Raw genomic sequence first — 14,126 nt, forward strand, 5'->3', positions numbered from 1 at the left:
CGTTACAGGAAATCCGAACGCTGCCCACCCGTCCCCATTTTACATTTGCCCCCGTTCATTTTCGGGTAAATCAAATGTAGTTTATGTTCAAGTTTCTTTTCGCGTTAACACTCTCGCCGGCCATCGGGATTTGTTCTCTTTTTGCCCAAACCAGCATAAAAGGTTTCGTCTCGGATAGTGCCAGCGACACCTCAATCAGTTTTGCGAATGTATCGCTGCATGTCGCGGAAGGAAATGCAATACGAATGACAAGTCTGGCTGACTCGGCCGGTTACTTCGAGTTTGCAGGAGTAGCCGACGGCAGCTACTTACTTCGGATATCGTCTTTAGGTTACCTTGATTATTCTAAAAAACTATATGCAACAGGCGCACAACCGAATGTGGAACTTGGGCGGATCGCATTGCAGCCTGACGTTACCATGCTCAATGCGGTAACCGTAAAAGGAGAAAAGCCCGCCGTCCAATTCCATTCCGACCGGACTGTACTCAATATTGCCGGCAACCGTTTTTTCAAATCGTCCGCCAACCTGATGGATATTCTCCGGAAAGCACCGGGCGTGTCCGTCAATCCTGACGGCGCAATACTATTAGCGGGCAGAAATGCGCCCGTACTTTTTATTAATGGTAAACCAATGCCCATGAGCGCCGACGAAATGCTGGTTTATCTGAACGGACTGAACCCAGAATCCATCGAGTCGATCGAGATCATCACGAATCCTTCTTCCAAATATGATGGTCAATTCCGGGGAGTTATTGATGTCCGGTTGAAATCCGACCTTACGAGTGGCTGGAAAGGCAGCCTGAATTCCAGTTTGCGGCGCAATGTGTATTCTTCCACGGACAACAATTTAAGCCTTTTTTACAGGACAAAAGGGCATACGTACAGTGTTCGCGCCGCGCACGTGCTGGGCAATGATTATTATCAATACAATGCATTCCAGCGACTGGCCAGCAAAAATTACATGATCACCCGCACCGTTACCAAAACTTCAAACAACAATCCGACCATTCAGGCCACCGCCGATCTTTCGCTTAAAAAGAACCGGCATCTCGAATTGTCATTAAAAGCCTATCAGGCAAACCGCAACCTGCTGACCAACAATACTTTGACATTTAAGGATTCACTTCGAAATAATGTCGTGGGGATTAACCAGACAAAAAATCAGGCAACTCCCAAGCAACGGAACTATGCCGCAAATGTGGGTTATGACATGGATTTCAAAGCCAGCAAACTTTCATTTTTTGGGTCGCTCACCCACATTTCCAACCGGCAGCAGGAGGATATCCGGATTAGGGACGAGCTCAAAGAAATGCTCAGGAGTTACTGGAAGACAAAACTCCACAACCAGGTGCAGATCCGGACCATTCAATCTGACTATGTGAAAACCTTGAAAAACGGCCGGCTGGAATCGGGCGCGAAGTATTCTTTCATTACCACAAACAATGATCTAAGATATGATACGCTCGCAAAAGACAAGCGTTTTACGGCGGATGCAGGACGTTCCAATAAGTTTTTATACTACGAATACATTACAGCCGGGTACGTTTCCTACGACTTTAAACTGAATAAATATTCGTTTAATGCAAGCCTCCGCGCCGAGCATTCACGCACGGTTGCAAATGCAGTCACGCAAGGTGGGGTGCAAAAAAGAGATTATACGAACTGGCTGCCAGGGGCCACTATTTCTTACGCATTCGACAAACTGGACCAGATAAGCCTGTCATTCACCAGGCGCATTACCCGTCCGGATTTTGATCAGCTAAATCCTTTCCGTTTTTATCTGAGCCCATTAAACTACCGGGTGGGCAATCCCTACCTGCGCCCGTCGGTTGTGAGCTCGTTGCAACTGCGTCTGCAAGTCAGGGATTTCAGCGCCACCGTTGTTGCAGGCCGCGAAAAGGATCTTATGGCACGCTATCCCGAATACAATCGTGTTACCAATGAATTGCTTTACCTGGGTATGAACGTGCCTTTCAGCGACTTTGCGAGTCTGGAATCCAGCTACACTTTCGCCATTACAAACTGGTGGAAAACCATGCATTCGGCCGGCATTTACTACCACAAACAGCAAATGCCCTACCTGGGAAAAACGTACGCGATTGGTGTGTTCGATTACTCTGTCAATGGCAGTCAGACTTTTTCGCTGCCGAAAGGAATTACCGCAGACCTGACGTACCGGTACAAATCAAAAAGCGGCAGCAGTCTTTACCGGATCAAATCGTTCGGATCGGTCGACATCGGCGCTCAGAAATCCTGGCTGGACGGAAAATTAAGTACCAAACTCAATTTTTATGATCTCTTTTATACACATCACTTAACACTGGTTTTTCGGGAGAAAGCCATCATGGATAATCAATTATCACATCGTTTCAGAACGCGGCGGGCAGTATTGGCGCTAATTTATAACTTAGGTGGTGCCACCTATCAGGCAAAAAGAGCCCGGACCAGTGAGGAAGAAAAACGGGCAGGAAGTTAGTTCGCAATGGAATTTAACAACTAATTCCACAATAAAATGTCCTAAAATTTCCACAAATCAGCATAAAACTAGTGAGGAACGAATTTTGCAGGGGACGTGACAAACTCGAACGTATACCTCACTCGCCAACTTCTTTTTCGATGCCCAGATTTGTAATTACTTTATCTGCAAGACAGGAAGACCTTTTTTTTGCCAAGTCTTTCAACATTGAATCTTCAACTCCCCCTTGTGAGGAACGGTTCATCGAAAACTTCCAGCAGTACAATCAAGGCTTTAAGGATGTAAAGGTTATCTCTTGCCTGGAATTTTCTTCGCCATACAGCCCGGGCTTTATGGATCAATAGAAACTCTTACTTAATACGCTTTTCCCACCACAATCTTATCCCCGGAATCGTCTGACAGCATTTAGCTGGCTCTGACAGCGAGCGGGAAACAGCTGTTGATTTTATAATGGCAATTTCTTATTTTTACTAGCATCTTACAATCCGATAGTTTTACACATGAGCAACGCTATTTCAGATACGAATATCCAGAAAGAACGGCATCTGATTACTGTTAGGGCTTTGCGTTCAAGAAATTTCAGAAAAAAATTACCTTTTTTAATCCTTTCCGAAAAACTGCCTGAGGGACAGGTATATCGCGAATTCCCCGATGGACGGATCGAAGTTCAGCAGGTTTCCTATGCGGGAGCCAGATTTGAAGCAAAGGTGATAGACGTTCTGACGCCTTCCGACGCTGATCAGATCCGGAAAGAGCATGAATTACTCTAATCCCACGCTTTTAGTAGTCTCCGGTCCTAACGGAGCGGGTAAGTCAACGCATATCCAGGCTATGCTACCAGCGGATTTTAATGGGATCTGGTCATTCGATAGAGATCAAACCAGATCGGAATTTGAAGTCCTGCTCGCTTCCCAAGATATTCCTGTTGAGTTGATCCCAAAAAGAGCAAGTCAGTTAATGGAAGAGCGATTGGTTGTGGAAATGAAAAAAGCAATTCATGCCCAAAATCATTTCGTTCTGGAAACTCCGTTATCACACCCTGATTATTGGAAATACTTGGATGCGTTCGAAAACAATGGTTATCAGATTCAATTGAACTTTTTATGTCTTGATAAAATCAGCGACTGCGTGGCCCGAGTAGGTCAACGTGTGCTGGAAGGTGGTCATTATGTCCCGCCTGACACCATTAGAGGTGTTTATGAAAAAAATCTTCAACACGTAAATGACTATCGGAGAACATTTAAATGCATAGAACTATACGATGGAATGAAATATCCTATTTTGTTGGCTAAGCTGGAAAATGATCAGGTAGTTTTAGCTTATCCATCAGCATTGCAAAAGGAATGGCTAGTACACCGAATGACATCCATTGCGCAAAAGATCAGTGCCTTTTTAGGCGAGCAGAGAACATCAGAAACGCAACGATAAACCTCATCTAATACGCTTTTCCCACCACAATCTTATCCCCGGAATCGTCTGCTTCGAACAGGTGCGGAATGCGGATTGTTTTTCCGCCGATGCTTTTGTGGCTGTGTAATGACATCAGTAACTTTCCTTCGAATGTTCGGAATAACATGCCGTGGCCGTAGTTCGGCGGAGTGATCGGTTGTTTTTCCTGAACCCAGGGACCATCCAGTGTACCGCTCGTCGAATAGGCAATACCCTGCGTGTACACATCATAGATCCAGCTTGTCCACAACATCCCGAGTTTTCCTGTTTTAGTCCGAAACAGCCACGGTCCGTCAGTTACTTTGTTCGGGCGGTCTGTGCCGTCCTTTTCCTTCTCCCGGCTCCATGGCGAATCACTGGCCAGAAACAGTATTTTTCCATCCCCGATCGTTCCGCTCAAATCAGGCTTCAACTCAATTTTTTCAATGGTTCCGTTGCCATTCTGCAGCCATTCGTGGCAGTAAACCATGTAAGGTTTACCGTCCGTATCCGTCCAGATCGTCGCATCCAACGTCAGTTTATCCGCGGGCAGGTAAACGGGATCCTTCATAGGAACATAGGGCCCGTCCGGCTTGTCACTCACCAAAACATGGCTTGCGCGCCGATCCAGGTCATTTCCAACCCGGATAGCCTTATTTGTGAAGGTGGCAAAATTGTAGTATTTGCCCTGATACGCATGCAGCTCCGCCGCCCAAACCATCGGCTTCGGCCCCATCCAGGATTGCGGATCGGTCCGGATCACCTGATATGGCCCGGTCCATTTTCGCAGATCTTTGCTTTTCCATAACCTTCCGCCCGTACCCGTCATGTAATACATGGATGTTTTCTTGTCAGCCAGAATAAACGGATCGCTCAGGCGTATGGAATCCAACGGAACGTCTGTTTTTAAAACTGGTTCTGCATTTTGTGAATATCCGGATATCAGATTTGCCAGCAGTATTACGCAAGTCAATGCTAATTTTCTCATTGTATGTACATGAATGTGAAGTCGGAAACCGGATATTTACAGGGATATAAAAAATAGCTCGATGTCCCGAAGATCAAAAGCAGCCTGCATACCCATTATCCTCCTTTTCTTATTGACTTATCTTGAAGCGACTGCGCAGGATAAAAGTGTTCATCTCAAAATGCTGTTTGACACTCTGAGCCGGCGGGGGAACTTTAATGGGTGTGTTTTAGTGGCGGAGCAAGACCGGATCCTATTTCAGTCGGCGTATGGTGCGGCCAATAAAGAAAACAACAGGCTTTTGACCAATGCATCCACTTTCGAGCTGGCTTCCGTCTCCAAGCTTTTTACCGCCACCGCAATCATGCAGTTAAAGGAAAAAGGCCTGGTATCCTATGACGATTCGCTAAAAAAATTCTTTCCGGAACTACCTTACAAAAGCGTCACCATCCGGCATTTGCTCACAAATACGTCCGGGATCGAGGATTTCCTGGCATGGACCGAAAATGACATCGACATAAAACGCATTAATAACAATGCGGATATCATTAAAAGGCTGGTCGCCAAAGCCAGGCCCACCGCATTTGAACCCGGTTCAGAGGTACTGTATTCGAACACCAACTATGCGTTACTTGCCAGCATTGTCGAGATGGTTTCTGGCCAGAGTTTTGCCGGCTATTTAGCCCGGAATATCTTTTTACCAGCCGGCATGACCACCACGAAAGTGTATTCCAGACATTCGGATGAATCGCCAAAAGCCTATGCTTTTGATTATTCATGGGACGGGAGCCGAAATCAGTTTATCAGAACGGATAGCCTTAAACGCTACACGTATCACCTGGCTGGCGTTTATGGCGCTTACGGGGTGATCAGTAATACCGGTGATTTGTACAAATGGGACCAGGCGCTTTCCAAAAACCTGCTGGTGCGTGAATCCACTCTCAAAGAAGCGTTACAACCCTTTATTTTAAATCAAACAACCCGTTTTGGTGAAGTGACGCCCGGAATTCCGTATACGTTCGTCTGGCAGCTTTTGCCGGGCGATCCGGGATATCGGGATATGTTTGCACCAGGTGGCTATGGAGGCTATACTTCGTTGATTGTCAGGAAAGTATCCAGAAAACAAACCGTTATTCTTTTATCAAATATCAACGACGCCTGCGATGTAATGACCATCATGGACCCTATTGACCGCATTCTCGAAGGCGAGCCAGTTAGCTATCCCGAAACGATCAGGCAGAGCCGGGGCATCCGGCTTTCACCGGAAAAACTGAGCACATTTCAGGGTAAATACGTGTCGCCGGAGAATCCGGCTCAAACCATGACCATCACCTTTTCCGGAGGCAATCTTTATGCAAAAAGTGGCGACGCCATGGAACAAAACGTATTTCCAGAGTCAGCAAACACCTTCTTTTTAAACAATACCACCCTCAAACTCGTCTTCGAACCGGATGCCGCCGGTCGTGTAAATCAACTTAAAATAGTTAATCAGGGAATGCGATTCATGTTGATAAAAGTCAGATAGATTTTGGTTGCGGACATTTATAAAATGCACCAGGTCATGTCCAACTTTAATTTTATTACTCTATAAACTCTATATAGTTTATGATTTTTATATATTTGTGCCCAAACCAATCTAAGCTACCCTGATGAAATCAGTTATTCTACTAAAACACTCCTGTTGTTGGCGGTATGATATTGCTTCATGAACGCCCGGCCGGGGAAATTCCTCAGTCGTTCCGGATCAGGAAAGTCTTGCTTTTCAGCTCCGGCAGCCAAACAAATATTAACACCACCAACTTCAATAGCATGAAACAATTTTTAAAATCGGCCATTTTGCTGGCTGCGGTTTTCTTCCCACTGTTTGCATCCGCACAGGAGCCGACAATTAATGCAACGGTTACCGGGAGAATCCTGGATGCCCGTACCAATGAAGCCTTAATCGGCGCGACAGTAACAATCAAAGGAACAACCAATGGAGATGTCACCGACGCAAATGGAGAGTTCAGCCTCGTTACCGGCCAGAAACTGCCATTTACCCTGATCGTCTCCTACGTAGGATATGTAAAAAAAGAAGTTCTGGTCAGCGAAAGCAAAGTTGAGATCAGGCTTGAAGTAAACAATACGCAGCTGGATGACGTCGTGATTTCTTCCCGCCGTCGTCAGGAATCCGCTCAGGAGGTACCCATTCCCATCTCTGTGATCGGCGGTACCCGGGCCGAAGACGCAGGCGCGTTTAACGTGAACCGTCTCAAAGAATTGGTACCTACCGTACAGTTATACGCTTCCAATGCACGAAACACGACCTTAAATATTCGCGGGTTGGGTTCAACTTTCGGATTAACAAACGATGGGATCGACCCGGGTGTAGGCTTTTATGTGGACGGTGTGTACTACGCGCGTCCGGCAGCAACTGCGCTCGATTTTATTGACATCGAACGCGTTGAAGTATTGCGTGGGCCTCAGGGAACACTTTTTGGAAAAAATACGACAGCCGGTGCATTCAACATTACAACCCGGGGCGCGAGCTTTACGCCGGGAGCTAATTTTGAGCTGAGCTATGGTAACCTGGGCTACATTCAGGCAAAAGCATCTGTGACCGGACCTTTAAGCAAAAAACTGGCTGCGCGTGTTTCTTTCACAGGTACTCAGCGGAACGGTACGTTTTTCAATGAACATACCCAATTGCCGATCAACGACATCAACAACATCGGGGTGAGAGGGCAGCTGCTTTATACACCATCGGATAAAGTAAATATCACGGTGATCGGGGACATTTCAGATCAGAAACCGACGGGATATGGCTGGCCGGTAGCTGGTGTGGTAAAAACGAAAAGAGCCGAATACAGACAATTCAACAACATCATCGCTGACCTGGGCTACAAGATTCCCTACACAAGTGCCTTCGACCGCAAACTCGATCTCGATACGCCATCAAAAGCAGACAACCAATTGGGAGGTGTTTCTGTGAATGCAGATATTAAGATCGGCAATGGAACATTGACTTCGACTTCTGCGTGGAGGTACTGGAAATGGACTCCATTGAATGACAGGGATTACATTGGATTGCCTGTATTTACGATTTCTTCCGGTAATTCAAAACACGATCAATGGTCGCAGGAACTTCGCTACTCGGGAAAAATATCTCCAAAATTGAGCGGTGTCGTGGGTGTATTCGGACTTTGGCAAGACCTCACTTCCGATCCCGTACAAACCGAAGAAGCCGGCTCGGCACAATGGAGATTTGCACAGAGTACGACAAGCAACTTGTGGAAAACTCCCGGGCTGTTTGACAATTTTGGTATCAGAACCACAAACCGGATCAAAAGCACCAGTTTGGCAGTATTCGCTCAGGCCGACTGGGCTATAACCGAAAAGTTCCACATCCTGCCAGGTGTACGTTACAATTATGACAAAAAAGTCGTTGACTACAACCGGGTAGCTTATGGGGGATTACAGACCACAGACGCAGCATTAATTGCTTTGAAAAATGGCGTTTACAGCAACCAGGCTTTCAATACGGATTATTCAGAAGGTAATTTTTCCGGTCAGTTGTCGGTACAGTACAGAGCCAGCACGAGGTTCAATGCATATGCGACTTACTCGGTTGGATTTAAGCCGATTGGCGTGAACGTGGGCGGCTTACCAACTGCCAGCGGCGCAATCCTGCTGGATCTTGCCAAGGTGAAACCAGAATACGTAGAACACAAAGAATTTGGTATAAAAACCAAACCCTCAGGCAATTCTGTATTGAACCTGACTTTCTTCCGCTCGGACATCGACGATTTCCAGACGCAGGTACAAACTCCTGAACCTGGTGTGAACCGAGGTTATCTGGCGAATGCAGAAAATGTACGTGTACAAGGCGCAGAACTGGACGGTAATATCCGTTTCGGAGGTCTAACGTTGAACGCGGCAGTAGCTTATACCGATGGTAAATATGTAAAATTCGTGAATGCGCCGGTGCCGCTGGAAGAAGTTGGAGGCCCTCAGGCTTTCAAAGATATTTCGGGTGGAAGATTACCCGGTGTATCGAAATGGTCCGGTTCAGTAGGCGGCGAAGTGGCATTCAAAGGGACTTTTGTAGGTCTGAAAGGCAATTACTTCCTGGGTATCGACGAATATTACCGCTCTGAATTCTCATCAAGCCCGTCTCCCTCGGAGTTCCTGAACATCGACGGTTACGCACTCACAAATGCACGTGTAGGTTTCAGAGCTTCAAACGGCCTTACCTTCTTCCTTTGGGCAAGAAATGCATTCAACAAAAACTATTACGAACAATTACTGGCTGCGCCGGGAAGCTACGGCCAATATGCGGGTATCGTAGGCGATCAGCGCACGTATGGTGTTACTGTAAGGTTTACATACTAATTTCAATCTGCCATAGCAATGGTCAATGGTCAATGGTCGATGGTCAATTCGACGATCGACCATTGACCATTGGATTTTCTGACCGCAGTAGCCAAACATTTACGCCGGTGCGTTACTTTCTATTTCCCGTACTTTTCCTGGCTCTGGCAAACCACACGTCTTTTTCTCAAACGGCCGATTCCCTGAAACGTGAGCTGACCGTTGACTTTGAAATGAGGCCGCGGGCCGAGTTCCGGGATAATTTTATGCTGGCGGCGTCCGACTCTGTAATGCCGGAGTTTTTTGTAAGTCAGCGAAACCGGTTCGACATTACTTACACCTCCAACCGTTTCAAATTTCACGCTTCTCCCCAGGAAATCCATGTGTGGGGCAAATCAGGCAGCTTCTCGCGCGTCGGCAATATCAATGCATTTGAACTGTATATCGAACCTCATTTAACCCGGCACCTTTCCGTCCGAATTGGCAGGCAGGCATTGTCACTGGATAATGGCCGGATATTTTCGGCGGCACCGTGGAGTCAGCAAAGTCGTGCGCACGAGGGTATTCGCCTGCTTTTTAATAAGAAAGTCAATACGGACCTGACCATCGCTTTTACGCGCCCGTATGGAAAACGGTTTGACGCTGCCTATTCTCCGGTAGCCTCGCATCAGTATAAATTCCTTTTTGTCCACCATCTCAAGCATCAGCTTAATAAACACTTTGCCCTGACGACCATTAATACGCTGGAAGTGTTTGAAAAAAGCATTGCTCCCACGCAGCATTATCAGCGGATAACCAATGGCGGGCGACTGGAATTTACCCATAGCGGGCTTTACGCCACCGTGAATGCGTATTACCAATATGGACGCAATGCGGCCGAAAAGAAGATACGGGCCTATTACATCCAGCCTGAGATCAGCGCGGGTTTCGAAAAAATGACCGTGCGGCTGGGCGCCGAGGTATTGAGCGGAAATAAGGCAACCATCCGACCCGACGTAACCAATTCGTTCGTGCCGCTTTATGGCGTTGCCTGGAAGTTTATGGGAAACATGAACCTCTTCACGCGCTTTCCAGCGGACGTGAACGACAAAGGTTTGATGAATCCTTATCTCTTCGCACTGTATCAGGTGAGCAAAAAGCTATCACTGCGGGCTGACGCGCATCTTTTTTATTCGCAGTACCCGCTCGAGGAGCCCGGCAAGTATCCAAAAGGAAGATACCTTGGCTTCGAAAGTGACATTTCCCTGAATTTTAAACCTATAAAACAAGTCGAGATCATCTACGGCTTTTCGTCCACATGGGCTGCAGAACGTATGGAATTGCTCAAAAAGGTCCCCGACTCGGATAAAATCCCCGTGTGGAGTTACCTGATGATTTCGTTCAGGCCGAGGCTGTTGCGTCTTGCCAAAACCACGTTGGATTAACCGACTGCCGCAATTCTTCTGCTCAGAGCTGTTGAGCGCATTCCTTTCAAATATTTCGTTTTTTCTTCGAATGCATTTTCATATCGAAACACAATACCCGGACCTGCCTGTGCTTTGAATGCATTTGTGGCCTCCCGAAGTTGCTTCCGGGATATTCCGCTGTATTCGAGTTGCAATAATTGCGACCTGCCGGATCTTGAATTTTTGAGTTTCCAGTATTGCGGGTGGTTTTCGCCGATCGGCTGCCGGAAATCGCGGTCGTGCTTTTCCTTGATCAAAAATTCGAAATCGATCGCCATTTCTTTGCGGTTCCTGCTGAACTGACCGTGTATGACGATTTTGGCGATCCTGTCACCACCCACGTAAAATGCTGTTTCTAAAATCATGTGACTCCTGAAAAAATGGAATGTTATGTTTATAAAATCTGCATTCCTGCCAATGGATGGTTCAAAGCGGAATATTAATCTACTAAACTGATAGACAAAGTAAAGTTAAAATGCTTTATTAAACAAAAATAAATTGCAGATTGAAATCAATATCTAAGCCCGGGCGCAGACAATAAATTTCTCATCAATCCTTCAAACAATCTAAAACTCATGTTCAATGCAGCCGCGGCTGGCTGACCAAATTTTACAAACTTTTACATTCCTTTCCCGACGCCGCTTTTTTTGCCGGGTGCTGCCGGATACTTTTGTTTTATCGGCTTGAACGAAAACGGAACAGACCTGAAAAATGAAATTACATCGGCTGCATACTTTGCGGAATTCCTTACTGTTTTTGCTGATTTGCGGCGCTTCCTGTATGGCACAGGTCAAAACGAAACTGGTACGGACACTTCGCGTTACCTCTGGTAATATCGGGTGTGACTTGCAGGATACCGATGGCAACATCTGGTTCAGCAGTGGTGGTGAAGGCGTGTACCGTTACGATGGCAAGTCATTTACCAATATTACCACGCAAGACGGGCTGACTGATAATCATGTCAGTAAGATCATCCAGGATAAAAAGGGTAATATTTTGTTCGGCACAAAAAAAGGGACTTGCTAATATGACGGAAAAACTTTCAGCAAATACTCAGATCATGCGGATTTAAACAAAATATCGATATCGAGCCTTTTGGAAGACAAAGACGGGAATATCTGGCTGGGCACCATGAATAGTGGCATTTATCGTTTCGATGGGAAAAATCTTACCAATTTTCTCAATCACGCTGACCATCCGTTTAATCTCGGAACATACCATCAGTCCATTCTGGATATTTTCCAGGATCGAAATGGCAATCTCTGGTTCAGTTCCTGGAATGGCGGTGGCGTGTGGCGGTACAATGGCAGATCCTTTACCAATTTCGTCCCGTCTGCCGATTATTATCAAACAAAAAACGGGGTGTCCGAAGACGGCCGATCTTTCCCGGTCGATAACAAGAGATCTCCCAGTTATTTGCCAAAATCCCTGCCCTCTTCTGAACTAAAAAACCATATTAGTGACGACATGATTTTTTCCATTTCGGAAGATAATGCCGGCAACATCTGGTTTGCGACGCGGAGACACGGGGCGTGCCGTTACGACGGAAAAACCTTTACCACTTTCTCAGAATAACGTTTCGCTGGCTGTCTTACAAATGGACATTGACATTCGGTTCTCTAAACATGAAGCAACTGCGTAGGCGCAATGCCATACTTCTTTTTAAATGCAAAGGAAAAGTGCGACAGATCTTCAAAACCGACTTCGAGATAAACCTCCGTCGGTCTTTTCTTTTTTTCGGCGAGTTGATAGTATGCCAGTTCAAGCCTCTTTTCGGTCAGCCATTTTTGGGGCGTGACGTTGAAGAATTTCCTGAAATCCCGGTTGAATGTGGACAAACTCCGGCCGGTTAAATAGCCCAGTTTTTCCATGGGCATATTAAACATAAAATTCCGCTGCATGAAATCGATCAGATCAATTTTTCCGGGATCATCGAAGTTTGCCAGTACATCGTCCACCGTCTTGTCAATCTCCCGCAGGATGGTGATGGCTTCCGTAATTTTCAGCGACGCGATGCTTTCGGGAAATTCGCCTTTTAAGTCAAAATAAGGGATCAGCGAAGTCAGGCAACTTTCCAGTAATGGATGATTGGTAAAACTGAATATTTTTTGGTCTGAGATAATTCTCTTCTTCACCTCTACTTTTTCATAAAACCGTTTCAATCGCTCGGTCGCCAAATGCATGACCACGGTTTTGTGAGGCTGCCCGTTTTTCGGATAATTCACGATGGTGGCAAGCTGATTCCGCGGGATCAAAAATATGTCGCCTGCCTTAAAATAGTAAGTCGCGTCCGCCTGAATAATCTTCGTTTCCCCTGAAATAAACCAGATCAGCATGTGGTCATCAAACATCAGGTCCGACTTGAACAACTTGTCGTCGTAACTGGAAAGCTTGATTTCCTTGGTCAGGTACTTTGAAATGTGATCCATGTTACCAAATATAGGAAATGCCGGTTACCTGCTCACTCCATTTCCAGAGCTTTTTGGCGTTGGTTTCGTCCTGCGAATACGGTTTTACTCCGCGCTGATTTTCAAAAGGGTTATTTTCCAGGCTCAGTTCAGCTATGTCTGCATCTTCACAGTATACGCCGCCGAAAGTGTCAAGCATTGGGCTGGTCGCACACCAGACGGTTGTGGCCGCCCCCTGGGGAATTGTTTTTAACGAGGCCAATACTTCCGGCAAAAGATTGCCCTGGGAATCCAGAAAGCCCATTTGCTGAAACAATTCCAGTGAAGCTTCTCTTCCCAGCTCTGTGCCATGAATGGAGCCGGGATGCAGCGAGTACGCTCTCACATGGTGTTTTTTTCCAAAATTATCCAGTTCCAGGGCGAACAAGTTGCTGGCCGTTTTCGATTGCCCGTAAGCTTGCAAGGTTTGGTACTCACGGTGAAGGAAATTGGGGTCTTCGAAATTGAACTCTCCCATTTGATGCCCGAGCGAAGACACACTCACAACTCTTGCACCATTTGCCGATTTTAAAGCCGGCCACAATCTGGCAGTCAGCTGAAATTGACCTAAGTAATTGGTCGCCAGCTGCGATTCGATGCCGCGACTGTCCCTGCGGAGAGGTACCCACATAATACCCGCATTGTTGATCAGTAAATGGAGCGGCCGGCCGGTGGCCAGAAAAGTTTCGGCAAATGCATCAATGGAATCCGGTTCCATAAAATCAATCACGCCCAGTTCCACATTCGGGATACCTTCCAGGTTTTTTCTCGCCTTGTCCAAATCCCGCGCCGGAACAATCACCGTAGCGCCGGCCGCAGCCAGTACTTTGGTCGTTTCCAGGCCGATGCCTGCATTACCGCCCGTTACGATTGCGATTTTACCTGTAAGATCAATCCCTTTGATCACATCACTAGCCGTAGATGCTGCATTGAAGCCCGAGCCGATCGGCTGTTGTAAAGCTCCCTGATAATTGTTTTGTTCCATGTTATTACATATTTAAAAGTGATGGAA

Annotated in this window: 12 protein-coding genes; 8 read left to right on the plus strand and 4 right to left on the minus strand. The window is 46.5% G+C overall.

Annotated elements, in window-relative coordinates; genetic code table 11:
• Window positions 1-83 precede the first annotated feature (83 nt).
• The 3 genes from LZG72_RS11215 (at window position 84) to LZG72_RS11225 (ending at window position 3,905) form a co-directional block, all read left to right on the plus strand.
• Window positions 84-2,477: an outer membrane beta-barrel family protein gene (locus LZG72_RS11215; protein WP_233871647.1), complete on the plus strand. Its 2,394-nt coding sequence runs from the start codon at window positions 84-86 to the stop codon at window positions 2,475-2,477.
• A 500-nt stretch (window positions 2,478-2,977) separates the two neighbouring features.
• Entirely contained in the window at window positions 2,978-3,247 is a 270-nt protein-coding gene (locus LZG72_RS11220; protein WP_233871650.1) for a hypothetical protein, read from the plus strand.
• Window positions 3,234-3,905 (plus strand): zeta toxin family protein, encoded by a 672-nt coding sequence (locus LZG72_RS11225; RefSeq protein ID WP_233871653.1) that lies wholly within the window; start codon window positions 3,234-3,236, stop codon window positions 3,903-3,905. The genes LZG72_RS11220 and LZG72_RS11225 overlap by 14 nt, the downstream gene beginning before the upstream one ends.
• Window positions 3,906-3,912: 7 nt before the next feature.
• Here LZG72_RS11225 and LZG72_RS11230 read toward each other — a convergent pair whose 3' ends face one another.
• The gene (locus LZG72_RS11230; RefSeq protein WP_233871656.1) at window positions 3,913-4,893 is read right to left on the minus strand and encodes a glycoside hydrolase family 43 protein; all 981 of its coding nucleotides are present in this window, start codon (window positions 4,891-4,893) and stop codon (window positions 3,913-3,915) included.
• A 61-nt stretch (window positions 4,894-4,954) separates the two neighbouring features.
• Between LZG72_RS11230 and LZG72_RS11235 the strand changes: the two genes are divergently transcribed.
• From LZG72_RS11235 to LZG72_RS11245, 3 genes are all read left to right on the plus strand, one after another.
• A complete protein-coding gene (locus LZG72_RS11235) occupies window positions 4,955-6,397 on the plus strand; it encodes a serine hydrolase (protein ID WP_233871659.1) in 1,443 nt (480 codons plus the stop codon).
• Window positions 6,398-6,681: 284 nt separating this feature from the next.
• Window positions 6,682-9,243: a TonB-dependent receptor gene (locus LZG72_RS11240; protein WP_233871662.1), complete on the plus strand. Its 2,562-nt coding sequence runs from the start codon at window positions 6,682-6,684 to the stop codon at window positions 9,241-9,243.
• Window positions 9,244-9,275: 32 nt separating this feature from the next.
• Window positions 9,276-10,646, plus strand: a complete 1,371-nt coding sequence (locus tag LZG72_RS11245; protein ID WP_233871665.1) for an alginate export family protein — start codon at window positions 9,276-9,278, stop codon at window positions 10,644-10,646.
• On the opposite strand, the gene LZG72_RS11250 is transcribed toward LZG72_RS11245, so the two are convergent.
• Window positions 10,643-11,032 (minus strand): hypothetical protein, encoded by a 390-nt coding sequence (locus LZG72_RS11250; RefSeq protein WP_233871668.1) that lies wholly within the window; start codon window positions 11,030-11,032, stop codon window positions 10,643-10,645. The two genes, LZG72_RS11245 and LZG72_RS11250, sit on opposite strands and share 4 nt — an antisense overlap.
• 346 nt (window positions 11,033-11,378) lie before the next feature.
• Between LZG72_RS11250 and LZG72_RS11255 the strand changes: the two genes are divergently transcribed.
• On the plus strand, window positions 11,379-11,693 hold the full coding sequence (locus LZG72_RS11255; RefSeq protein ID WP_233871671.1) for a two-component regulator propeller domain-containing protein: 315 nt from the start codon (window positions 11,379-11,381) through the stop codon (window positions 11,691-11,693).
• 51 nt (window positions 11,694-11,744) lie between these two features.
• Window positions 11,745-12,242: a two-component regulator propeller domain-containing protein gene (locus LZG72_RS11260; protein ID WP_310590555.1), complete on the plus strand. Its 498-nt coding sequence runs from the start codon at window positions 11,745-11,747 to the stop codon at window positions 12,240-12,242.
• A 44-nt stretch (window positions 12,243-12,286) separates the two neighbouring features.
• Here LZG72_RS11260 and LZG72_RS11265 read toward each other — a convergent pair whose 3' ends face one another.
• Together LZG72_RS11265 and LZG72_RS11270 are read right to left on the minus strand one after the other, a co-directional pair.
• Complete coding sequence (locus LZG72_RS11265; RefSeq protein ID WP_233871676.1) at window positions 12,287-13,096, minus strand: AraC family transcriptional regulator; 810 nt, start codon at window positions 13,094-13,096, stop codon at window positions 12,287-12,289.
• Window position 13,097: 1 nt separating this feature from the next.
• The gene (locus LZG72_RS11270) at window positions 13,098-14,099 is read right to left on the minus strand and encodes an SDR family NAD(P)-dependent oxidoreductase (protein WP_233871679.1); all 1,002 of its coding nucleotides are present in this window, start codon (window positions 14,097-14,099) and stop codon (window positions 13,098-13,100) included.
• Window positions 14,100-14,126 lie beyond the last annotated feature (27 nt).

The sequence above is a fragment of the Dyadobacter sp. CY323 genome, assembly GCF_021390245.1.
Lineage (GTDB): Bacteria > Bacteroidota > Bacteroidia > Cytophagales > Spirosomataceae > Dyadobacter.

What these genes read in the sequence shown, in the direction of transcription:
- LZG72_RS11215 (WP_233871647.1), top strand. Translation starts at nt 84, where the DNA reads ATGTTCAAGTTTCTTTTCGCGTTAACACTCTCGCCGGCCATCGGGATT.
- LZG72_RS11220 (WP_233871650.1), top strand. Translation starts at nt 2,978, where the DNA reads ATGAGCAACGCTATTTCAGATACGAATATCCAGAAAGAACGGCATCTG.
- LZG72_RS11225 (WP_233871653.1), top strand. Translation starts at nt 3,234, where the DNA reads ATGAATTACTCTAATCCCACGCTTTTAGTAGTCTCCGGTCCTAACGGA.
- LZG72_RS11230 (WP_233871656.1), bottom strand. Translation starts at nt 4,893, where the DNA reads ATGAGAAAATTAGCATTGACTTGCGTAATACTGCTGGCAAATCTGATA.
- LZG72_RS11235 (WP_233871659.1), top strand. Translation starts at nt 4,955, where the DNA reads ATGTCCCGAAGATCAAAAGCAGCCTGCATACCCATTATCCTCCTTTTC.
- LZG72_RS11240 (WP_233871662.1), top strand. Translation starts at nt 6,682, where the DNA reads ATGAAACAATTTTTAAAATCGGCCATTTTGCTGGCTGCGGTTTTCTTC.
- LZG72_RS11245 (WP_233871665.1), top strand. Translation starts at nt 9,276, where the DNA reads ATGGTCGATGGTCAATTCGACGATCGACCATTGACCATTGGATTTTCT.
- LZG72_RS11250 (WP_233871668.1), bottom strand. Translation starts at nt 11,032, where the DNA reads ATGATTTTAGAAACAGCATTTTACGTGGGTGGTGACAGGATCGCCAAA.
- LZG72_RS11255 (WP_233871671.1), top strand. Translation starts at nt 11,379, where the DNA reads ATGAAATTACATCGGCTGCATACTTTGCGGAATTCCTTACTGTTTTTG.
- LZG72_RS11265 (WP_233871676.1), bottom strand. Translation starts at nt 13,096, where the DNA reads ATGGATCACATTTCAAAGTACCTGACCAAGGAAATCAAGCTTTCCAGT.
- LZG72_RS11270 (WP_233871679.1), bottom strand. Translation starts at nt 14,099, where the DNA reads ATGGAACAAAACAATTATCAGGGAGCTTTACAACAGCCGATCGGCTCG.